The 22,050-nt window shown below is 67.5% G+C and carries 19 protein-coding genes; 11 read left to right on the plus strand and 8 right to left on the minus strand.

What is annotated here, in order from left to right:
• Nucleotides 1-59: 59 nt before the first annotated feature.
• The gene (locus tag AB7878_RS10905; protein ID WP_369494391.1) at nt 60-353 is read right to left on the minus strand and encodes a YcgL domain-containing protein; all 294 of its coding nucleotides are present in this window, start codon (nt 351-353) and stop codon (nt 60-62) included.
• A 190-nt stretch (nt 354-543) separates the two neighbouring features.
• Here AB7878_RS10905 and AB7878_RS10910 point away from each other — a divergent pair, with 190 nt between their 5' ends.
• Nucleotides 544-2,088: an OmpP1/FadL family transporter gene (locus AB7878_RS10910; protein ID WP_369494392.1), complete on the plus strand. Its 1,545-nt coding sequence runs from the start codon at nt 544-546 to the stop codon at nt 2,086-2,088.
• A gap of 42 nt (nt 2,089-2,130) precedes the next feature.
• Here the strand turns inward: AB7878_RS10910 and AB7878_RS10915 are convergent, their stop codons facing one another.
• From AB7878_RS10915 to putA, 6 genes are all read right to left on the minus strand, one after another.
• Entirely contained in the window at nt 2,131-3,549 is a 1,419-nt protein-coding gene (locus AB7878_RS10915; protein WP_369494393.1) for a coniferyl aldehyde dehydrogenase, read from the minus strand.
• Between the two features lie 2 nt (nt 3,550-3,551).
• On the minus strand, nt 3,552-6,014 hold the full coding sequence (locus AB7878_RS10920; RefSeq protein WP_369494394.1) for a TonB-dependent receptor: 2,463 nt from the start codon (nt 6,012-6,014) through the stop codon (nt 3,552-3,554).
• Between the two features lie 86 nt (nt 6,015-6,100).
• The gene (locus AB7878_RS10925; RefSeq protein ID WP_369494395.1) at nt 6,101-7,246 is read right to left on the minus strand and encodes an SO2930 family diheme c-type cytochrome; all 1,146 of its coding nucleotides are present in this window, start codon (nt 7,244-7,246) and stop codon (nt 6,101-6,103) included.
• A gap of 4 nt (nt 7,247-7,250) precedes the next feature.
• Nucleotides 7,251-8,486 carry a parallel beta-helix domain-containing protein gene (locus AB7878_RS10930; RefSeq protein ID WP_369494396.1) on the minus strand — a complete coding sequence of 412 codons (1,236 nt, stop codon included), beginning with the start codon at nt 8,484-8,486 and terminating at the stop codon, nt 7,251-7,253.
• A gap of 243 nt (nt 8,487-8,729) precedes the next feature.
• Complete coding sequence (locus AB7878_RS10935; RefSeq protein WP_369494397.1) at nt 8,730-9,824, minus strand: AraC family transcriptional regulator; 1,095 nt, start codon at nt 9,822-9,824, stop codon at nt 8,730-8,732.
• Nucleotides 9,825-9,946: 122 nt separating this feature from the next.
• Nucleotides 9,947-13,108 carry a bifunctional proline dehydrogenase/L-glutamate gamma-semialdehyde dehydrogenase PutA gene (putA, locus tag AB7878_RS10940; protein WP_369494398.1) on the minus strand — a complete coding sequence of 1,054 codons (3,162 nt, stop codon included), beginning with the start codon at nt 13,106-13,108 and terminating at the stop codon, nt 9,947-9,949.
• A 211-nt stretch (nt 13,109-13,319) separates the two neighbouring features.
• Between putA and AB7878_RS10945 the strand changes: the two genes are divergently transcribed.
• From AB7878_RS10945 to AB7878_RS10965, 5 genes are all read left to right on the plus strand, one after another.
• Entirely contained in the window at nt 13,320-13,808 is a 489-nt protein-coding gene (locus AB7878_RS10945; protein WP_369494399.1) for a DUF2244 domain-containing protein, read from the plus strand.
• A 101-nt stretch (nt 13,809-13,909) separates the two neighbouring features.
• Complete coding sequence (coxB, locus tag AB7878_RS10950; RefSeq protein WP_369494400.1) at nt 13,910-14,836, plus strand: cytochrome c oxidase subunit II; 927 nt, start codon at nt 13,910-13,912, stop codon at nt 14,834-14,836.
• A 98-nt stretch (nt 14,837-14,934) separates the two neighbouring features.
• Complete coding sequence (ctaD, locus tag AB7878_RS10955) at nt 14,935-16,551, plus strand: cytochrome c oxidase subunit I (protein ID WP_369494401.1); 1,617 nt, start codon at nt 14,935-14,937, stop codon at nt 16,549-16,551.
• 21 nt (nt 16,552-16,572) lie between these two features.
• On the plus strand, nt 16,573-16,707 hold the full coding sequence (locus AB7878_RS10960; RefSeq protein WP_369494402.1) for a hypothetical protein: 135 nt from the start codon (nt 16,573-16,575) through the stop codon (nt 16,705-16,707).
• A 47-nt stretch (nt 16,708-16,754) separates the two neighbouring features.
• Nucleotides 16,755-17,642, plus strand: a complete 888-nt coding sequence (locus AB7878_RS10965; protein ID WP_369494403.1) for a cytochrome c oxidase subunit 3 — start codon at nt 16,755-16,757, stop codon at nt 17,640-17,642.
• Between the two features lie 167 nt (nt 17,643-17,809).
• Here the strand turns inward: AB7878_RS10965 and AB7878_RS10970 are convergent, their stop codons facing one another.
• Nucleotides 17,810-18,025: a twin transmembrane helix small protein gene (locus AB7878_RS10970; protein WP_139351621.1), complete on the minus strand. Its 216-nt coding sequence runs from the start codon at nt 18,023-18,025 to the stop codon at nt 17,810-17,812.
• 56 nt (nt 18,026-18,081) lie between these two features.
• On the opposite strand from AB7878_RS10970, the gene AB7878_RS10975 reads away from it, so the two are divergent.
• Genes AB7878_RS10975 through cyoE form a run of 5 tightly spaced genes read left to right on the plus strand, consistent with a single transcriptional unit; the run spans nt 18,082 to nt 21,984 of the window.
• A complete protein-coding gene (locus AB7878_RS10975; RefSeq protein ID WP_369494404.1) occupies nt 18,082-18,834 on the plus strand; it encodes an SURF1 family protein in 753 nt (250 codons plus the stop codon).
• Nucleotides 18,831-19,400 (plus strand): redox-active disulfide-containing membrane protein, encoded by a 570-nt coding sequence (locus AB7878_RS10980; RefSeq protein WP_369494405.1) that lies wholly within the window; start codon nt 18,831-18,833, stop codon nt 19,398-19,400. Before AB7878_RS10975 ends, AB7878_RS10980 begins: the two co-directional genes overlap by 4 nt.
• On the plus strand, nt 19,400-20,554 hold the full coding sequence (locus AB7878_RS10985; RefSeq protein ID WP_369494406.1) for a COX15/CtaA family protein: 1,155 nt from the start codon (nt 19,400-19,402) through the stop codon (nt 20,552-20,554). Before AB7878_RS10980 ends, AB7878_RS10985 begins: the two co-directional genes overlap by 1 nt.
• Nucleotides 20,555-20,592: 38 nt before the next feature.
• Complete coding sequence (locus tag AB7878_RS10990; protein WP_369494407.1) at nt 20,593-21,051, plus strand: EF-hand domain-containing protein; 459 nt, start codon at nt 20,593-20,595, stop codon at nt 21,049-21,051.
• A gap of 27 nt (nt 21,052-21,078) precedes the next feature.
• Entirely contained in the window at nt 21,079-21,984 is a 906-nt protein-coding gene (gene cyoE / locus AB7878_RS10995; protein ID WP_369494408.1) for a heme o synthase, read from the plus strand.
• Nucleotides 21,985-22,050: the final 66 nt, after the last annotated feature.

Below are 22,050 nucleotides of genomic sequence, written 5' to 3' on the forward strand. Positions count from 1 at the left end.
ACCGTGATGGACACAGACGGTAACCTCGCGTTAACGCGGCGACCGATGTGCGAGCCGGCTCAGTCCCGCTTCGCGTCGTGCAGCGTGGCGCCGTATGCGGGATGGTTGACGCCGGCCAACGCGCTCTCCGGCGGCAATTGCAGATGCCAGCCCCGTTCGCGCAGATGTGCCAGCACCTGCCGGGCATCCTCGCGCGGCAGGCGACGGGTTTCGTCCAGCTGCAGCTCCAGCGCGAAGCGCAGTACGCCCAGCATGTCGCGCAGCGGTTCGGGCAGACCACCGAAGCCGTCGCGCTCGGCCAGCCACAGGTAGGTATCGGGTTTGCGGCGGCTGGCGTAGACGAAACACTGCATGGGCTTGCCCTCGGTGCACGGGTGCAGGAACCGGACATTATCGCGGTGATGCGGCGATTGCTGCGCCAGCACTTGCAACACCCGGTGTGAGCGGGCACAGTGCCGCGAACGAATGTTAAACGCCCGTATGAATTCCGTGTGAATCTCGTCGGGCGGGCAAGCCATCCATCCCGATCCGCAGGAGCCCGCGATGCACAAGTCTTTCCGTCCCCTCTCGAACGCCACCCGTCCGCTGGCGCTCGCCGCGCTGAGCGTGGCCGTCGCGGGCGCCCTGATCGCGCCGGGCATGGCGCATGCCAGTGCCTTCCAGCTGAAGGAGAACAGCGCCAAGGGTCTGGGACGCGCCTATGCCGGTTCGGCCACGGCCGGCGGCGATGTGTCGGTGGTGGCGAACAACCCGGCCGCGATGAGCGACCTCGACGGCACCTACGTGCAGGCCGACATCACCGCGATCAACTTCAGCGCCAAGTTCAGCGGCAGCTCGCGCGACGCGCTGGGCCGCCCGATCAGCGGCGGCAACGGCGGCGACGCCGGTACCACCCTGCCGGTGCCGGCGCTGGCGATCTCCACCAAGGTCAGCGACCGCGTCAACCTCGGCCTCGCGCTTGACGTGCCGTTCGGCTTCCAGACCGAGTACGACCGCAACTGGATCGGCCGCTACGACGCGATCAAGACCAAGCTGCAGTCGTTCGACAGCACGCTGTCCGCCTCGTTCAAGATCAACGACCAGTGGAGCGTGGGCGCCAGCGCGATCGCCGAGCGCACCAACGCCGACCTGACCAACGCGATCAACTTCAACGGCGTGGGCAACGGCATCATCAACGGCATCAATGGTCAGCTCGCTGCCGGCGCCGCCCAGGCGGCGGCTGGGATCGCGCAGATCCAGGCCGGCATGGCGGCAGGGCAGATTCCCGCCGCCACCGGCGCGGCGATGATCCAGCAGATCATGCAACAGGCCCAGCAGGGTGCGGCCACTGCCGCCGCTGCAAAGGCCGGCGTGGCCGCTGCGACCCCGCCGGGCTCGGATGGCTTCGCCCAGGTCAAGGGCAACAGCTGGGCCTGGGGCTGGCAGGTCGGCGCGTACTGGAAGCCGACCGCGAACGATCGCGTGGCGCTGGACTACCGCTCGCGCATCAGCCACAACATCGACGGCACCGCGAACTTCACCACCACGCCGGGCTACGACCTGCTGCTGGCCAACCCGGCGCTGGCCTCCAGCATCCCGCCGTTCCAGCACACCACCGGCAAGGCCCGCCTCACCAACCCGGCCGTCGCCACCCTGAGCTACTGGCACCAGGAAGAGAAGTTCGGCCTGGGCTTCGATCTGGCCTGGACGCAGTGGAGCGTGATGCGCCAGCTCACGCTGAACTACGCCAACCCGCTGCAGCCCAACACCACGCTGCCGTTCAACTGGCGCAACACCTGGTACGCCTCGGTGGGCGGCGACTACTACGTCACCGACAAGCTGACCCTGCGCGCCGGCGTGGCGATCGACCAGGCGCCGATGAGCGCTTCCAACCGCGACCCGCGCGTGCCTGACGCGGCGCGCCGGATGGCCACCTTCGGCATCGGATACAAGGCCAGCGAGCACTTCGAGATCAACGCCTCGTACGCGCACATCTTCGTCAGCCATGCGGGCGTGAACGGCGCCACCAGCGCCACCGGCGACGTGCTCACCGGCAGCTTCGACGACTACGGCAACCTGCTGAGCGTGTCGGCGCAGTACAAGTTCTGATTGCTGCACTCCAAGCCTCCCCGCGCGAGCGGGGAGGCTTTTTCATCCCCGCTTGAGCAGCAAGTCCAGCATCTGCCGAAAGCGTTTGCCGTAGGGCGGGTTGAGCAGGCCGGCACCGTTCCAGCGTGCCTGGCGGAACACCGGCTTCAGGTGCGAGAACGTGCGGAAGCCGGCCTCGCCGTGATAGCCGCCCATGCCGGAGGCGCCCACGCCGCCGAACGGCAGCCCGTGCTGGGCGATGTGGTAGAGCGTGTCGTTGACGCTGACGCCGCCAGCGTGGGTGCGTGCGAGCACGGCATCGATGCGCGCGGAGTCGGTCTCGAACAGGTACAGCGCCAGCGGATGCGCACGGGCGGCGATGTAGGCGATCGCCTCGTCCAGCGTGTCGTAGGGCACCAGCGGCAGCAGCGGGCCGAAGATTTCCTCGCGCATCACCGGCATGGCGTCGTGGACGTTCGTGAGCAGCACGGGCGGCAGCAGGCGGCGCGCGGCATCGGGTGTGGCGTCGCTCAGCCGTTCGATGGTGGCGCCGGCCGCTTGCGCTTCGTCGCGCAGCGCCGACAGCCGCGCGTAGTGGCGGTCGTCGATGATGCTGGCGTACTGCGGGTTGTGCGTGAGGTCGGGATACTGCCGCGCGGTGGCCGTGCGCGCCGCGGCGACGAATTCACCCATGCGTGTGCGCGGCAGCAGCACATAGTCGGGCGCGATGCAGGTCTGCCCGGCGTTGACGAGCTTGCCGAACACGATGCGTTCGACCGCCTGCTCCAGCCGCGCGCCGGGGCCGACGATCGCGGGCGACTTGCCGCCCAGCTCCAGTGTCACCGGGGTGAGGTTGGCCGCGGCCGCGCGCATCACGTGATGGCCCACCGCAGTGGAACCGGTGAACAGCAGATGGTCGAACGGCAGCGCGGCAAAGGCCTGGCCCACCGCGGCATCGCCGTTCACCACCCACACTTCGTCGGGCGCGAAATGCCGGCCGATCAGCTCGGCGAACAACGCGGAGAAGCGTGGCGTGTACTCGCTCATCTTCAGCATCACGCGGTTGCCGGCGGCCAGTGCGTCGACCAGCGGTCCCACCGCGAGGTAGAGCGGGTAGTTCCACGGCACGATGATGCCGACCACACCCAGCGGTTGCGGACGCAGCTCGGTGCGCGCGGGCAGGAACAGCAGGTCGGCGAGCCGTCGCCGTGGCCGCATCCAACGCCGGCCGTGGCGCAGTGCGTGGCGCACGGCGGACAGGCTGGGGAAGACCTCCAGCAGATCGGTTTCCTCGACCGGGCGGTTGCCGAAATCGGCGTGGATCGCGGCGGCGATGGCGGCCCGTTGGTCTTGCAGCAGGCTTTCCAGCTTGCGCAGCCGGGCTGCCCGCACCGGCCAGTCCGGCAGCGGGTCGCGCGCCTGCGTATCGCGCATGCGCTGCAGGATGGCGTGGATTTCGGGCAGTCCGTCGACAGGAGGCATGGTCAGAACTTCGCGTGCAATTCCACGCCCCAGGTGCGTGGCGGCATGATGTTGGCGTAGGGCGTGCCGAACACCTGCCCGGCGGTATTGTCCACGCCGTACACGTAGCGGTGGTTGAACAGGTTGCTGGCGAACACGGCCACGCCCCAGCGGTCGTGCGCCGCGTCCCAGCCCAGCCGCACGTCGGTGCGGTTCTGCGCGGTGCCGACGGAGAAGTTGGGACTCATCTGACAAGTGCCCTGCAGTTGCGAACCGCTGTTGCAGCGCGTCTTAGAGCGGTAGCCGTAGGTCCAGTTGAAGCTCACGTCACCGTTGGCCACGTCGTGCCACGTATAGCTGGCGTGGGCGGCGAAGGAATACTTCGGCACGCCGGTGGGCTGGCCGCTGACGTCGATGCCGTTCTGCACGGTGTTGAGATAGGTCTGGTCGATGTAGGCGGCGTTGAAACCAATCTGCAGCGCATCGATCGGTTGCCACTGCAGTTCCAGCTCCGCGCCGGTGGCCTGCTCGTTGCTGCTGCTGATGCCGTAGTGCGGGATGGTGGTGTCGGTGAACAGGATCAGGCTCTGCTGATTGAGGTACCGGTAGTGGTAGATCGAGCCGTTGAGCAGCAGGTTCAGCTCCGGGAACAGCGTCTTTACCCCCGCCTCGTAGTTCCACACCGTCTCCGGCGCATAGGTCGAATTGAACTGCTGGAAGCCGAAGCCGCCGGCCTGGTAGCCCTTGGCCACCGAGACATAGCCCATGATGTTGGGCGTGAACTTGTAGTCGAGCACCGCGCGCGGGCTGACGTCGGTCCAGCTGCGGTCGGCGTTCACCAGCACGCCCACCGGCGAGCCGGTGCCCTGGGTGAAGATGACGTTCTGGCCGAACATGGCCAGGGCGTACTGCGCCTCGGGCGGCAGCATCGCGGTGATGCCGGCGTTGTTCAGCGCCAGCACGGTGTCGTCGAACTGCGGTGCCTCGCGCGGCGGGTTGTACCAGCTGAAACTCTTCTGGTCGTGGGTGAAGCGCACGCCGGTGGTGAGGTTGAGGCGGTCGGTGAGGTGCCAGATCACGTCGCCGTACACCGCCCACGACTTGTAGTTCTCGACGTTCAGGATGTGCTCGCGCCACATGTCGCCGAGCAAGGTGTAGGGCACGCCCATCGCGGCCAGCCCGTTGCTGATGTCGGTGAGCGGGGTGCCGGCGCCCAGCACGTTCTGCGCCAGGGTGTCGAGGCTGTCGGTGGTGACGCCGGCCTCGCTGGTCTGGCGCCCCTGCTCGCTGTACCAGCTGGTGCCGGCCACCCAGTCGATCAGGCTGGTGTTGCCGCTCAGCTTGAACTCCTGGTACCAGCTGTTGTTGTGCTCGTAGTTGCCGGTTTCGAGGTAGTCGACGATGTGGTTGGTGCCGTCGTAGTCGCCCAGGTTCGCCGTGTCGAAGTTGCGCCACGCGGTGGTGGAGGTGAGGCTGCCCCAGCCGAAGTTGTGGTCGATGGTGAGCGTGCTGCCGTCGAAACGCCGCTTCTCGATCGGGTTCACCGTGTCGTTGTACAGCGGCGCATGCAGCGGATTCAGGAACGTGGCCGGGTCGGCCGGAAAGGGTGCGCGCTGGTTGGTGTCGCTGGTCAGCGGGATCAGGCCGAACGCCGGGTGAGGCGGCTGCTTGAGCTGCTCGTGGTCCCAGGACAGCAGCACGCGGGTATCCGGCGTGAGGTTCCAGCGGTACACCACGCGCGTGCCCCAGTCGTCGTTGACGCCGTAGTGCTTGCCGGTGGCGGCATCCTTCACCCAGCCGTCGCTCTGGTTGTCCATCACGCTGACGCGCACCGCCATGTCCTGGCTGAGCGGGATGTTGACCAGCGCGTCGCCGTAGCGCTCGCCGTAGTTGCCGAAGCGCAGCCGGCCCTTGGCCTCGAAATGGTCGCTGGGCTCGTTGGTGACGACGGAAATGGCGCCACCCGCCGCATTGCGGCCGAACAAGGTGCCCTGCGGGCCTTTCAGCACTTCGATGCGCTTCATGTCGTTGAAGGCCAAGAGCGCGCCGCCGGTGCTGCCGGCGTAGACGCCGTCGACGTACACGCCCACCGGCTGGTCGACGCCCATGCCGAAGTTGCCGGAGGACTGCACGCCGCGCAGTTCGAACGAAGGCTGGGTGGGTTGGGTGGAGCCCACCACCAGGCCGGGCACGAAGATGTCGATCTTGCTGATGTCGGTGGCGGCCAGCGTGTCGACCTGCTTCGCGGTGACGATCTGCAGCGCGATCGGCACGTCCTGCACTTCTTGGGTGCGGCTCTGCGCAGTGACGGTGACGGCGCCGAGCTGCTTGGCCTTGGCCTCGTCGGTTTTCGCGGCCGGCTTGGCCGGCGCGTTCGACGGCGTGGCGTCCTGCGCGGCCAGCGCGGGCAGCGGCGCGCACAGCAGCAGCAGGGCGCCGCCGTGCAGTACTTGGCGCAGGCAGGCGGACAGTGGTCGTTGGCGCATCGTCATCCCGGTTCTCCCCTTGCATCGTCACGCGTGGCGCGGTCACCGCGCCGAAAGGATCGTTTCCTGACTCGGTGTGGCGGTGTTCAATGCACGATGTCGCAGTTGCCCTTCAGCGAGAGGATCCAGGCGCGGATCAGCACCTCACCTTCGCGGTCCACCGTGCTGCGGCCGATCTCCGGCATCATCACGCCGGGTCGGGTGGAGGCCATGCGGTACATCAGGATCGACTCGTCGGGCTTGCCGGGCACGATGTCGAACAGGCGGCCGCCGGTGGCGGGGCCGGCCGCCTCGGGCGACTTGCACAGGCCGAGGCGGTGGTCTTCCGGCGTGTCGGGGCCGAGCGAGAAGCCGGTGACGCTGGCCACGCCGTTCGGGTTGTGGCACATCGCGCAGTTGATATCGAGGTACGCCCGCGCCCGCGCGTCGAGCGAGGCGGAAGGGTCGCGCCAATTGGCGTCGCGTGGCACGTCCTTCAGCGCGGGCAGGCCCATCAGGTAGCCCATCGCGACCAGGTGCTCCAGCTGGTTCTGCCGGCCGCTGCCATAGCCGTATTCCCGGTTCATGTGGCGCGCCTTGGGGCCGATCGGCTGGATGTGCCGGCTCAGCATGTCGGCCTCGTGGCAGGTGACGCACTGGCCCTCGTCCGGCACCACGTAGTTGAAGTCCTCGCGTCCGCCCTGGGCGTCGACCAGGGTCAGCGCCTGCACGTCGCCGGTGCGCGCCAGGCCGGCTTCGGTCTGCGCCTCGTTCCACACGTAGGTGAACGGCGCCCAGCCATCCTTGCGGCGCACCAGCAGGCGCGTCTCGACCATGTGCACGCTGGCGAGGTCCAGGCCCTGGCCGGCGAAGTCGCCGCTGTAGTCCAGCGTGCGCGCCACGTCGCTGAACTTGCCGTCGGCGGCACGCGGGTAATAGAAGGTCTTGCTGATGATGGTGCCGACCGGGAAATCGAGCGGCCCGTTCGCCGTGTATTTCGCCGATGCGCCCTTCGGCATCCAGATCGTGCGCAGCTTGTGCACGTAGTCGGTGAACAGATGGCTGTTGAGGCTGTACGGCACCACGCCGGCGTTGAGCTCGAGCTTGCCGTCGCGCGCCTCGACCACGTGCCAGTCGCTGAGCATAGTCGGGCGGCCGTCGGCGTGGAACGCCACCGCCGGCATCGCGCGGTGGCAGCCGGCCAGCAGCAACAACGCGGCAGGCAACAGGTAACGGAAAAACTTCACCGGCATGCGCTCAGACCTTCGGCTCGGGGTTCAGCACCACCGCCGGCAGCTTCGGCAGCGTGCACTGGAACGGCTTCATGTCGGTGTCGGGATGCTTGTAGCCGTTCGGGCCGTCGGCATTCACCACGCCGCTGACGTCCTGGATGCAGATGCGGTCCTCCGGCGGCAGTTCCTTGCCCTTGAATTTGGGATCGCTGTAGCCGTCCCACAACACGTCGGGGAAGTGGCCGGAGAGGCCGAACAGCGCGGTCTTCAGCGCCTTGAATTCCAGCCCGCTGGGCGAGTCGCCGCCGCCCTTGAGGCGGTTGCCGTAGACGAAGATGCCCTTCGGATACGGATCGTAGTTGGGCGCCACGCCGGTCTTGCTGGCGTAGTTGGTGGAATAGAAGCTGGAGATGATGATGTTCGCCGTCTTGTTGTCGGCGATGTCGTTGTCGAAGATCTCCACCTTCGGGTTGGAGTTCACCACGATGCCCGAGCCGGCCGGCACGCTGGCCACCGCCGAGCCGTTCGCGGCGAAGTTGTCGTGGTTGTTCGTGGTCACCGTGTTCTTGAACACGCGGGTGGAATGGCCGTCCATCAGCAGGTCGGGCATGTTGAAGATCAGGATGCCGCCGGAGTTGTCGGTCGCGGTGTTGCCGTAGACGTCGGCGTCCACCGTGTTCTCGATCTCGATGCCGGCGACGTTGCCGTGCACCTTGTTGTTGCGCACGATCACGTTGGTGGACTGGCCCACATAGATGCCGGAGTCGGAGGCGCCGATCGCCTCGGAATCCTCGATCAGCGTGTTCTGCGTCTTCACCGGGTAGATGCCGTAGGGGCCGTTGCTGGTCTTCGAGCCGTCGGTCCACTGCGTGCGCACGCCGTGGATGGTGATGTTCCTGCCGTGGTTGATCTTCAGCGCATCGCCCTTGGTGTCCTCGATCGTGAGGTTCTCGATGGTGAAGTCGTTCGCGTTCACCAGCAGGCCCTCGGGGCCGACCACCTGGCCCTTGAACGAGAGCACGGTCTGGTCCATGCCGGCGCCCTTGATGGTGACGCCATCAGTGCGCAGGCTTAGGCCGCGCTTCAAGTGGTAATGGCCGGCGGGAATCTCGATCACGCTGCCGGGCTTGGCGTCCAGCAACTGTTCCTGCAGCTTCGCCTCGAAGCTGGCGTCGGTCTGGTTCTGCGGCGCGGGGGCCTGCTGGCCACTGCAGCCGGTGAGCGCGGTGGCGAATGCCACGGCAATGAGCGTCTTGCGCATGATCGTTGAACTCCCCATTCGAACGGCGGTGCGGATGGCACCACTGTCGCCCAAGGCGACGCCGCGGGGGAGGGCAAAACGGTCAGTCGGTGGGGGGCAAAGCGGCCAGTATGCGGGGCGCAGGTGCGCCCTCTGCATGAAAGCTCGTCATCCCGGCGCAGGCCGGGATCCAGTGGCGATTACGCTTGGCCAAGCCATGCGGTTACTGGATTCCGGCCTGCGCCGGAATGACGAGCAGAAGCTTCAAGCCGCGGCGCGCCGCGCTTCCTGCGGCGCCATGCCGGTCCAGCGCTTGAACGCGCGGCGGAACTCGCGCGGGTCGCTGTAGCCGACCTCGCCGCCGATCTCGGCCACGCTCAGCGCGCCGGCCTGCAGCAGCTGCAGCGCGCGTTCGGCGCGCACGCGGTCGTGGATTTCGCGGAACACGCGGCCGCTCTCGGTGAGCCGGCGCCGCAGCGAGCGCTCGCTGAGGTTGAGCGTGCGCGCCACGTCGGTGAGCGTGGGCTGCTGGCGCAATCGGCTGCGCAGCAGGCGTTCCACCGCCGCGACGATTTCCTGGTGCGGCTCGCCGCCGTCCGCAGTGCGCTGCTGCGCGCACAGCGCCAGCGCCTGCTGCGCGGTGAGCGGGTTGTAGCCGGGCAGCGGCTGGGCCAGCCACTGCGTGCCGATCAGCAGCCGGCAGCGCGGCGCGTCGAAACGCAGTTCGCAACCGAACAGCTGCGCATACTCGTCGGCGTGGTGCGGGCGCGGATAGGCCAGTTCCACCCGCAGCGGGCATAGTCCGGGGCCGACCAGCTCGCGCGCGATCATCGTCGAGCTGGCGAACAGCTCCTCGCAGAAGAACGGCAGCAGGCTGGCGTCGTCGAACAGCGGCAGCGCGACCATCGCCACCGCGTGTTCGTCGACCGCCTCGAAGGAGAGATCGAGCAGGCAGCCGCAGATCTTGTGGTGGGCGATGCCGGCTAGCATCGCCTCGCCGAACGTGCGCGAGGTCATCATCGCCAGCCCGAGCAGGCCGAAGCCGCCGACACTGCCCTCGCGGCCGATGCGCAGGCCCGCGTCGGTCACGTCTGCCGCCGCCAGCGCGGCCAGCGCGCGCTGCACGAACAGGCTGGCCTGGCGGTAGGAGACGCGCAACGCCGGGTCGGCGATCTGCGCGCGGTTGAGGGCCAGCCCGGCGAACCACGACCGGCTGTCCACGCCGCAGCCATCCGCCAGCTGCACCAGGTAGAGCAGCTTGTTGGTGGGAAATTCCGCCGCGGTATAACGCGGGTCGTCCGTGGCCACGGTGAGCGCGCTGGCGGAATGAAAGCCGATCATGCCGGCGGGTCGTGCCATGGTGCCGATGCTCCGACGCAGGCAGGCCGGAAGCAGCCTGCAGTCCGGACTTTCTAGCACGCCCGCGCCGCCGACCGCTTGCGCAATGCACAAGCGGTCGGGCGAATGCGGCGTTTATTTCGCTATTCGCCGATCGTCAACAGCGACGCGTTGCCACCCGCCGCCGTGGTGTTGATGGTGAGCGTGCGCTCGCCGGCGAAGCGCAGCAGGTAGTGCGGGCCGCCGGCCTTGGGGCCGGTGCCGGAGAGGGATTCGCCGCCGAACGGCTGCACGCCGACGACCGCGCCGATCTGGTTGCGGTTGACGTAGCAGTTGCCGACGCGGGCGTGGCTGCGGATGTATTCCACGGTGTCGTCGATGCGGCTGTGCACGCCGAGCGTCAAGCCGTAGCCGGTGGCGTTGATCTGTTCGACCACCTGCGGCAGTTCACTGCCCTTCCAGCGCAGCACGTGCAGCACCGGGCCGAACACTTCGCGGGTGAGCGTGGACAGCGTGGGGATCTCGTAGGCACGCGGGGCGAAGAAGGTGCCGTGGGCGGCGACGTCGGCATCGAGCTTCGCCTCGGCGATCTTCTTCGCCTCCTTGTCCATGCGCGCGGCGTGGTCGACGAGGATCTTCTTCGCGTCCTCGTCGATCACCGGGCCCACGTCGGTGGAGAGCTGGCCGGGGTCGCCCACCTTCAGCTCGGCCATCGCGCCGGCGAGCATGCCCACCACCTTGTCGGCGATGTCTTCCTGCACGAACAGCACGCGCGCGGCGGAGCAGCGCTGGCCGGCGGATTGGAACGCGGAGGCGATCACGTCCTTGACGATCTGCTCGGGCAAGGCGGAGGAGTCGGCGATCATCGCGTTCTGGCCGCCGGTCTCGGCGATCAGCGCGGCGATCGGCGCATTGCGCGCGGCCAGCGCGCGGTTGATCGCCCACGCGGTTTCGGTGGAACCGGTGAACGCCACGCCGGCCACGCGCGGGTCGCGGGTCAGTGCGGCGCCCACGGTGGCGCCGTCGCCGGGCAGGTATTGCAGCACGGCCCCGGGTACGCCGGCTTCGTGCAGCAGCTTCACGGCGGCATGGCCGATCAGGCTGGTCTGTTCGGCGGGCTTGGCGATCACGCTGTTGCCGGCGGCGAGCGCGGCGCTGACCTGCCCCAGGAAGATCGCCAGCGGGAAGTTCCACGGGCTGATGCAGACGAACACGCCGCGGCCGTTCAAGTACAACTGGTTGGTTTCGCCGGTGGGACCGGGCAGCTGCTCGGGCTGGCCGAACAGGCGGCGCGCCATGGTGGCGTAGTAGCGCAGGAAGTCGGCAGCCTCGCGCACTTCCGCGATGGCGTCGGGCAGGCTCTTGCCGGCCTCGCGCACGCACAGGGCGAGGAACTCGGCGCGGCGCGCTTCAAGCTGGTCGGCCGCGTGTTCGAGGATCGCGGCGCGGCTGGCGGCGGGCAGGCGGTCCCAGTCGGGCTGGGCGGCCACGGCGTTGGCCAGGGCCTGGTCCACCAGGGCGGCGTCGGCGCTGACGTAGCTGCCCACGACCTGGCGGCGGTCGGCCGGGTTGGTGACGGTGACGGTCGCGGCTGAAGCCGCTCCTGCCGCGCCGGGCACCAGCGGTGCGGCAGTCCATGGACCAGCTTTGGCGTTCACCGCCTCGGCGACGGCCTTCAGTTCGTTGTCGTTGGAGAAGTTGATGCCCATGGAATTCTTCCGGAGTTCGCCGAACAGGTTGACCGGCAGGGGAATGCGGGGGTGGGGGATGGAGGCGAAGCGGCGCACCGTCTCGCAGGGATCGGCCACCAGCTCGCGCACCGGCAGGGTCTCGTCCACCACGCGGTTGACGAAGCTGGTGTTGGCGCCGTTTTCCAGCAGGCGGCGCACCAGGTAGGGCAGCAGGTCTTCGTGCGTGCCCACCGGCGCGTAGACGCGGCAGGGCACGTTGAGGTTCTGCGGGCCGATCACTTCGGCGTAGAGGTCGGTGCCCATGCCGTGCAGGCGCTGGAACTCGAATGGGCGGCCGCGCGCGATGTGATGCACGGCGGCGATCGAGTGCGCATTGTGGGTGGCGAATTGCGGGTAGATCAGCTCGCTGCCGGCGTCGAACAGCTTGCGCGCGCAGGCGAGGTAGGAGACGTCGGTGTTCGGCTTGCGCGTGTACAGCGGGTAGCCGGCCAGGCCCTGTTCCTGGGCGCGCTTGATCTCGGCGTCCCAGTAGGCGCCCTTCACCAGGCGCACGTACCAGCGACGATTTGCCGCACGTGCGGTCTCGATCAGCCAGTCGATCACGAACGGGGTGCGCTTGGAGTAGGCCTGCACCACGATGCCGAGGCCGTTCCAGCCGGCCAGCGAGGGGTGCGCGAACACGTCGCCGATGATGTCCAGCGAGAGTTCGAGACGGTCGGCTTCCTCGGCGTCGACGGACAGCGCGATGCCCTGCTTCATCGCCAGCTGGGACAGTTCCAGCAGCTTGGCGGTGAGGTCGCGGCGGGCGATTTCGCGCTTGGCCACCTCGTAGCGCGGGTGCAGCGCCGACAGTTTCACCGAGATCGAGGGCGCGTCGGTGTGGTTCGCGAACGGGCCGCGCGCGCCGATGCGGGCGATCGCGCGGCGGTAGTCTTCCTGGTAGCGCTCGGCGGTCTCGCTGGTGAGCGCGGATTCGCCCAGCATGTCGTAGGAATAGCGGAACACCGCGTATTCCTTCTTCGCGCAGCGGTCCAGCGCCTCGTCGATGGTCTGCCCCATCACGAACTGGTGGCCCATGATGCGCATGGCCTGGCGCACGGCGAGGCGGATCGCCGGCTCGCCGGCGCGGCCGGCAAGGCGCTTCAGCGCGCCGGTGAAGTCGCGGCGGGTCTCTTCAGCGAGATTGACAAGATGCCCGGTGAGCATCAGGCCCCAGGTGCTGGCGTTGACGAACAGCGACTCGCTCTGACCCAGATGTTTCTTCCAATCCGCGTCGCCCAGCTTGTCGCGGATCAGCTTGTCGGCGGTGGCCTTGTCGGGGATGCGCAGCAGTGCTTCGGCCACGCACATCAGCAGCACGCCTTCCTCGGAGGAAAGGTCGTACTGGCGCATGAAGGATTCCACCGCGCTCTGGTCCTTGGCGCGCGCGCGTACGCGCGTGACCAGGCCGGCGGCGACGTCGATCACCTGCTCGCGCTCGGCGGGCGGCAAGGTGGCCTGGGCGAGCAGGTCGTTGACCGCTTCGGTCTCGTCGCGCAGCCAGGCGGCGGTGATGCGCGCGCGGGCGGACTCGGCGCCGGCGGGGAGTTCGGGGCTGAGGATGGCTTGGGTCACGGCGGGTCGATGTGATGGGGAAGGCAAACGGAAACGCGCAATTGTACGCCCAGCGCCGCCGCGCCGCCGCAATTTGCCGCCCTGGCGCAAGGTACGCGGAGGTATGTCGCGCATGCCCGGCAAAGCTGACTTGGCTCAAGTCCCTGCGGCATTCTTGCCCCTTGCGCACTTGCGACCTATCATCGAAGCGCTCTTGGCACGCCGGATCTCCATGATCGTGCTACGACCAGCCGCCGCCGGCTTGCCTCGCGTGACGATATGGCTCAGGCCGAATCGCACGCTCAGTCGGCGCGGCCTGCGTCGGCTCATCATGCTTCTGGTGGCGCTGGCGCTGACGACCGCCGTCCTGGGTGCGTGGCAGGGGAATGTGTTCGCTCCGCTGTTCGCCCTGGTCGAGTCGTCTGCCGTGGCTGTCGCCTTGTGCGTGGCCTGGCGGGCCGGCGACCGCAGCGAGCGCATCACCCTCGACGACACGTCGCTGGAGGTGCAATCGTTGCCGGGCCGGCACCGCGTGCGTTTCCAGCCTTACTGGGTGCGCGTGCGGATGGACGAGGGGGAAAGCGGATGTCGCCGCCTGCTGCTGTCATCGCACGGGCGCGAGCTGGAAATCGGCGGGTTCCTGGCCGAACAGGAACGTGTCGAGCTGTTGCGGAAACTCAAGGTGCTGCTGGAAGAGGTCAACGACCAGTCGCGCGGATAGGTTCAACAAAGGGCGAGAGCATGACAGCTGGCAGCATCAGGACTGACGGGACCGGGCCGGACGGACATCGAATCCGCGACGGCCGATCCAGCCGCGGCAGGATGGCCGGCATCAGGCGCGCCATCGCGGCGTCGACGGCCATCGTGCTGGCGCTGTGCGCCGGGCTTGCGCAGGCCGACCCGCATCCGTGGCAGCTCAACATGCAGCGTGGTGTGACCACCTGGTCGGGCGAGCCGTACTTCCTCAACAACCTCGCGCTCGGCGTGTGCGTGGTGATCGGCGTGCTGGTGTTCGGCGCGATGTTCATCGCCATGTTCCGCTTCCGCAAGTCGCGCGGCGCGGTGGCGGAGAAGTGGTCGCACAACACCACGGTCGAGATCATCTGGACCACGATCCCGGTGATCATCCTGGTGGTGCTGGCGTGGATGTCCACCGGCGGCCTGGTCTCGTTCGCGAACACCACCGGCTCGCAGATGACGGTGAAGGTCACCGGCTACCAGTGGAAGTGGCGCTACGACTACGTCGACTACCTCGGCAAGCCGGTCAGCAAGGTCGGCTACATGTCGAAGCTCGATGCGCTTTCCGACAAGACCCGCCAACTGGATTCGGGCATGGACCCGTACGCGGTGAAGACCGGCGACGAGAACACCTACCTGCTGAACGTGGACAAGCCGCTGGTGCTGCCGATCCACACCAAGATCCGCTTCGTGATCACCAGCGACGACGTGATCCACTCGTGGTGGGTGCCGTCGTTCGGCTGGAAGATCGACGCGATCCCCGGCATCGTCAACACCGCCTGGACCAACATCAACGTGGCCGGCACCTACCGTGGCCAGTGCGCCGAACTGTGCGGTCAGGACCACGGCTTCATGCCGATCGTGGTGAAGGCGGTCTCGCAGGAGGACTTCGCGAAGTGGCTGGCCGCGCAGGAGCAGGCGAATGCGCCCGCCGCGCCGGCGGCTGCCGCAAGCGCCGCTGCACCCGCCACCGCGCAGGCCGCCGCCCCCGCCGCCGGCGGGCACGGCTGACGCCACGCAGCGAGCGGCCCGTCGCGGCCGCCAGGAATCCGGATCGCAGCCGTTCGCGGCTGCGCCCACGACAGAACATCAGGTAGAGGTGCAAGGCCATGGCCCACGAAGCCGCCCACGATCACCACGACGACCACCACCACGCACCGCAGGGCTTCTTCCAGCGCTGGGTGATGTCCACCAACCACAAGGACATCGGCACGCTGTACCTGATCTTCTCGCTGACGATGTTCTTCATCGGCGGCAGCTTCGCGATGGTGATACGCGCCGAGCTGTTCAAGCCGGGTCTGCAGCTGGTGCAGCCGTATTTCTTCAATGAAATGACCACCATGCATGCGCTGGTGATGATCTTCGGCGCGATCATGCCGGCCTTCGTGGGTCTCGGCAACTGGATGATCCCGATGATGATCGGCGCGCCGGACATGGCGCTGCCGCGCATGAACAACCTCTCGTTCTGGATCCTGCCGTTCGCGTTCCTGCTGATGCTGTCCACGCTGTTCCTGCCCGGCGGCGGCCCGGCCGGCGGCTGGACGATGTATCCGCCGCTGTCGCTGCAGAGCGGTTCGCTGGCCTACGTGGTGTTCGCGATCCACCTGATGGGCATCAGCTCGATCATGGGCGCGATCAACATCATCGCCACCATCCTCAACATGCGCGCGCCGGGCATGGACCTCTTGAAGATGCCGGTGTTCGTGTGGAGCTGGCTGATCACGGCGTTCCTGCTGATCGCGGTGATGCCGGTGCTGGCGGGCGCGGTGACCATGCTGCTCACCGACAAGTACTTCGGCACCAGCTTCTTCAACCCGCACGGCGGCGGCGACCCCGTCCTGTACCAGCACGTGTTCTGGTTCTTCGGTCATCCCGAGGTCTACATCATGATCCTGCCCGCGTTCGGGATCGTCTCGGAGGTGATCCCCACGTTCGCGCGCAAGCCGATCTTCGGCTATCGCGCGATGGTGTACGCGATCGCCTGCATCGCCTTCCTGTCGTTCATCGTGTGGGCGCACCACATGTTCGCGGTGGGCCTGCCGCTGGGCGCGGACATCTTCTTCATGTACGCGACGATGCTGATCGCGGTGCCGACCGGCGTGAAGGTGTTCAACTGGGTCGCCACGATGTGGGGCGGCTCGATGACGTTCGAGACGCCGATGCTGTTCGCGATCGCGTTCGTGATCCTGTTCACCATCGGCGGCTTCTCCGGCCTGATGCTGGCGCTGGTGCCGGCCGACTTCCAGTACCACGACACCTACTTCGTGGTGGCGCACTTCCACTACGTGCTGGTGACCGGTGCGGCATTCGCGATCATGGCGGCCACCTACTACTGGCTGCCGAAGTGGACCGGCCACATGTACAACGAGTTCTGGGGCAAGGTGCACTTCTGGTGCAGCGTGGTGTTCGTGAACGTGCTGTTCTTCCCGCAGCACTTCCTCGGCCTCGCCGGCATGCCGCGCCGCATCCCGGACTACAACGTGGCGTTCGCCAACTTCAACATGATCAGCTCGATCGGCGGCTTCCTGTTCGGCGCTTCGCAGCTGATCTTCCTGGGCGTGATCGTGCACTGCGCGTTCTTCTCGAAGAAGAAGGCCACCGACCGCGTGTGGGAAGGCGCGCGCGGCCTGGAGTGGACGCTGTCCTCGCCGCCGCCGCACCACAGCTTCACGGTGCCGCCGGTGGTGCACGACGAGGAACTGGCGCACGGCCACGTGAACGACTGACCGGCGCGGAGAACACGGCACATGGCCAACCACATCGCGGATGGACAGTTTGAGCGGAAGCGCCGCCATGGTGTGCGTCGCACCGTGACGGTGCTGGCCATCGTGGTCGGCGCGTTCTATCTGTTGTCGTTCGCGCAAATTCTGTTGATGAAATAGTCGAGGCGGTTCGCCGCCTCACCGGGGAAACTCCACGGAGTGTCAGCATGGCCCAGCAGCACGATATCTACTACGTACCGAGCAAGAGCCAGTGGCCGATCGTCGCCGCGGTGGTCATGTTCCTCACCGTGTTCGGCGCCGCGCACTGGCTGAATGCTGAGCCCGGCGAGGCCGGCTTCGGCAAGACGGTGATCACGATCGGTGCGATCGGCGTCCTCGGCATGTTCTTCGGCTGGTTCCATTCGGTGATCAAGGAATCGCTGGCCGGCTTGTACAACCCCCAGGTGGACACCTCGTTCCGCATGGGCATGATGTGGTTCATCTTCTCCGAGGTGATGTTCTTCGGCGCGTTCTTCGGCGCGCTGTTCTACATCCGCACGTTCTCGGTGCCGTGGCTGGGCGGCGAAGGCCACGGCGTGCTCACCCACCAGTTCCTCTACGACGCCTACAGCGGCGCGTGGGGTGCGGCCGGCGGCAACGGCCCGATGCACGTCGGCGGTGCCTTCGGTGTCGTGGCGCCGTGGGGGTTGCCGCTGCTGAACACCCTGATCCTGCTCACCTCCAGCGTCACCGTGACGATCGCGCACCATGCGTTGCGCGGTGGCCATCGCGGCCGCATCCTGCTGTTCCTCGGCCTTACCGTGCTGCTGGGCGCGAGCTTCCTGTTCTTCCAGGCGCACGAGTACATGGAGGCGTACAAGGAGCTGAACCTCACGCTGCACAGCGGCGTCTACGGTTCCACCTTCTTCATGCTGACCGGCTTCCACGGCCTGCACGTGACCCTGGGCACGATCATGCTGGCGGTGATCTGGCTGCGCGTGCTGAAGGGGCACTTCAGCAAGGATCACCACTTCGGCTTCGAGGCGGTGGCGTGGTACTGGCACTTCGTCGACGTGGTCTGGCTGTGCCTGTTCCTGTTCGTTTATATCCTCTGACTTAACGCGACATCCTGTCGCGGAGAGCGAAAGTCAAAAACCGGCCATCCATGGCCGGACTTTTCAGAGAAGCGCTGCTTCGCATCGAGTTCTCGAATACAAGAAGCCCGCCAATTGGCGGGCTTCTTCGTATTGCTGGGAAACAACCAGTGCCGCGGCGGTTACAATCACTGGCCGACGTCGTGCGGCTGGAGCCAGCCCATCCAGATGCCGAACACGACCATGCCGATCAGCAGCAGGGACAGTGCGATGCGGCGGGTCAGCGCCCAGGCCATGCGCTTGTCGTTGTCCTTGTCGGTCATCATGTAGTACAGCGCCTGGGCGAGGCTGAAAATCACCACCAGCAGCAACACCACCACCGCGTATTTGTAGATGGGGCCCACGTGATTGATCCGGTCGAATGGGGTGCAGGCAGTATAGCCACGGCAGGTGGCGCATCGTGCTAGGCGGTTTCCGCCGCCCGCCATGGTGGGCGATCCTGCTGACCGCTGCCGCAGCCGTGCTTTTCGTGCGTCTGGGCTTCTGGCAACTGCACCGTGCCGACTACAAGGACGAGCTGCTGCGACGCTATGCCGCGGCGGCTGTGGCGTCGCCGCAGGACTTCGCCGCGGTGGCCGCGCGACCGCCAGCGGACGCCTATCCGCGAGTGCGGGTGCAGGGCCGCTACCTGGCCGACCGCGTCTACCTGCTGGACAACCCGAAGCACGACGATCGCGGCGGCGTGGAGGTCTACGTGCCGCTGCGCGTGCCGGGTGCCGACCGCCTGCTGCTGGCGGACCTGGGTTTCCTGCCCGGCAACGGCACCGACCAGACGCCGCAGCTGCCGGCCCTGCCGGAAGGCGTGCAGGACTTGCACGGCCTCTACGTGCCGCCGCCGGGCCACGGCTTCGAGATGGGCGGCAACGCGCTCACGCGGCAGACACGCTGGCCGAAGAAGACGATCTACTTCGACCCGCAGCAGATCGCCGCCGACCTTGGCGCGAAACTGTATCCGCGCGTGCTGAGCCTGGACGCCGACCCGGCCTCGATCTACGTGCGCGTGCACACGCTGGACTTCGGCGACATGCCGCCGGCGCGGCATCGCGCCTACGCGTTCCAGTGGTTCTCCTTCGCGATCGCCGTGGTGGTGATCCTGCTGGTGCTGAATCGCAAGCGCGGTTCGCGCAAATCACTACCGACGGACTCCCGATGAATGCCCTTGATCCCGCCGCGCTCCGCAAGAGCCGCCTGAAGCTGCTGCTGGTCGCCTCGATCTTCGCCGCGCCGTTCGTGCTGGCGCTGGTGCTCACGCTGAGCGGCTGGCAGCCCGGTGCGCAGGGCAACGGCCTGCCGATCCTGCCGCAGCGCAACTTCGCGCAGGAACAGCTGCCGGTGCGCCTCGCCGACGGCAAGGACTGGGCGTGGCGCGACAGCGAGCCGCGGCTGACCCTGGTGGCGCTGCCCGGGCCGGACTGCGCGGCGCGCTGCTACGCCACGCTGACCGCGATGGCCAAGAGCCGCGTGATGCTCAACCGCAACCAGTCGCGGCTGCGCCTGCTCTATGTGGGCACGCCGCCCGCGGACGCGCCACGCGACGGCATGGCGAACTTCTGGCAGCTTGGCCAGGACGTGGACGGCAAGCTGGCGCAGTGGCGACCGCAGCAACCGGACACGGTGAGCGCCGTGCTGGTGGAATCCGATGGCACGGCGCTGGCGCGCTATCCTGCCGGTTTCGATCCCTCCGGCCTGTTCCGGGATCTGCGCAAGGTCATCAAGTAATGTCGTCGCGTGTCGTGCAAATCCTGCGCTGGCTGTCGTTGCTGGCGGCGGTGTTCGCGTTCGGGCTGGTGATGTTCGGCGCCTTCGTGCGGCTGTCCAACGCGGGCCTGTCGTGCCCGGACTGGCCCACCTGCTACGGCGAGGCGACTTGGCCCAGTCACGCGCAGGCGGTGGCCAAGGCCGATGCCGCGTTCCCGGATCGCCCGTATGAGGCGCACAAGGCCTGGCGCGAGCAGGTGCACCGCATGCTGGCCGGCACGCTGGGCGTGCTGGTGCTGGCGCTGGCGCTGCTGGCCGCATGGCGACGGCGCTGGACCGTGCTGACGCTGGCGGGGAGTGCCGTGCTCGCTGCGGTCGGCGTGGTGATGTACATGCGCGGCGAACACCATTGGTCGTCGCTGCTGGCGGTGTGCGCGATCGCACTGCCGCTGGCCGCCGCGCTGGCGCTGCAACGGCCGGCGGCGTGGCGGATCTGCCTGGTGGCGCTGGGCGTGATCATCTTCCAGGCGATGCTCGGCATGTGGACGGTGACCCTGCTGCTGAAACCCGTCGTGGTGACCGGGCACCTGCTGGGCGGCATGACCACGTTCGCGTTGCTGGGCTATGCGGCAGTGCGTTTCGCCGGCGTGGGTGCGGCGGACGATGCGCTGGCGGGGCTGCGCAGGCTGGTGATCCTCGGCATCGTGCTGCTGGCCTGCCAGATCGCGCTGGGCGGCTGGACCTCGTCGAACTACGCGGCGCTGGCCTGCGGCTTCGGCGACGCGGCGTTCCCGAAGTGCCTCGGCCAGTGGTGGCCGCCGGGCGACTATCACCAGGGCTTCATCGTGTGGCGCGGCATCGGCGTGGATTACGAAGGCGGCATCCTCGACCAGGGCGCGCGCACTGCGATCCAGATGGTGCATCGGATCGGCGCGCTGGTGGTGTTCTGCTACCTCGGCTGGCTGTCGCATCGGCTGACCCGGCGCGGGCTGCGCTGGTGCGGCATCGCCATCGGCGCCGCGCTGGTCTGCCAGGTGCTGCTGGGCATCAGCAACGTGCACTTCGGCCTGCCGCTGCCGGTGGCGACCGCGCACAATGGCATGGCGGCGCTGCTGCTGTTCGCCCTCGTGGCGACGCTGGCGCGCACCCAGCGCAGACAAGGCTGTGAGCCGTGAGGTCCGTCGGACGATTGCAGCAGGCCCGGCATGCGAACATGGCGGCAGCGAATACGGGGGTGGCTGTGGGCAAGGATACGAGGGTCCTCGCGATGCTGGCCGGCTTGTCGTCGCTTTCCGCCACATGGAGCGGAACGGCGAACGCCCAGGAACGGCCGCAGGCGGGGCGGGACGCCGGCAGGCTGGAAATGCGGCAGCAAGTACAGAATGAAAACCGCACTTCGCTCGAAACGAAGGCCGCCGAGTCGTTGCGGCACGCGCGGAAGCAACCCTTGATGACCCCGCAGGAGTCGACGGACGCTTTCCTGGCGCTGGATCGCAACCGCGATGGCTTTTTGAGCCGTTCCGAACTGCCGCCGGAGATGGTCATACTGCGCTCGCAGTTCGACAAGTACGACACGGACCGCGATCATCGCCTGTCGTATTCGGAGTTCGCCAACTACACCGATGTCGTGCCGGACGAGCGTGGTTCCGCTGCCCGCGCCGGGCACGAATGAAGACCGCATCCATTGCCGAGTGTCGCCGTGCCTTCTGTTTTCTCTGAATATCTGCAGTTGACCAAACCGCGCGTGGTGGCGCTGCTGGTGTTCTGCGCGGTGATCGGCATGTTCCTCGCCGTGCCTGGCATCCCGCCGTGGCGGGCGCTGGTGTTCGGCACGCTGGGCATCTGGCTGGCCTCCGGTTCGGCGGCGGCGTTCAACCACCTGATCGACCAGCGCATCGACAAGCTGATGGCGCGCACCGCACGGCGGCCGCTGGCCACCGGCCACCTCAAGCCGTGGCAGGTGCTGGTGTTCGCGATCGCGATCGGCATCGTCTCGATGCTGGTGCTGGCGCTGCTGGTGAACGGCCTCACCGCGTGGCTCACCTTCGCGGGCCTGATCGGCTACGCGCTGGTCTACACCGCCTACCTCAAGCGCGCCACGCCGCAGAACATCGTGATCGGCGGCCTCGCCGGCGCGATCCCGCCGGTGCTGGGCTGGACCGCGGTGACCGGATCGCTGCATCCGTTCGCGCTGCAGCTGTGCCTGATCATCTTCGTGTGGACGCCGCCGCACTTCTGGGCGCTGGCGATCTTCCGCCGCGAGGACTACGCGCGCGCCGGCGTGCCGATGCTGCCGGTGACCCACGGCGTGGCCTACACGCGCTGGCAGGTGCTGTTCTACACCGTGCTGCTGGTGCTGGTGACCTTGCTGCCCGCGATCACCGGCTACAGCGGCTGGCTCTACCTCGGCGGCGCGCTGGTGCTGGGTGCGGGCTTCCTGTACTACGCGATCCGCCTGTTGAACCCGCCGGACGAGTTTTTCGCGATGCGCGTGTTCAAGTACTCGATCGTGTACCTGATGGCGCTGTTCGCGTTCCTGCTGGCCGATCACTGGCTGGCCGAGCCGCTGCTGCACCAGGGCCTGGCGTTCCAGAAGCTGGGCTAGCCCGATATTTCTCCGCCGATTCACGTTTCATGCGTTGACTCGATCGCTGCCGCACCGCAAAATACG

This window comes from Rhodanobacter humi (genome assembly GCF_041107455.1).
Classification (GTDB): domain Bacteria; phylum Pseudomonadota; class Gammaproteobacteria; order Xanthomonadales; family Rhodanobacteraceae; genus Rhodanobacter_A.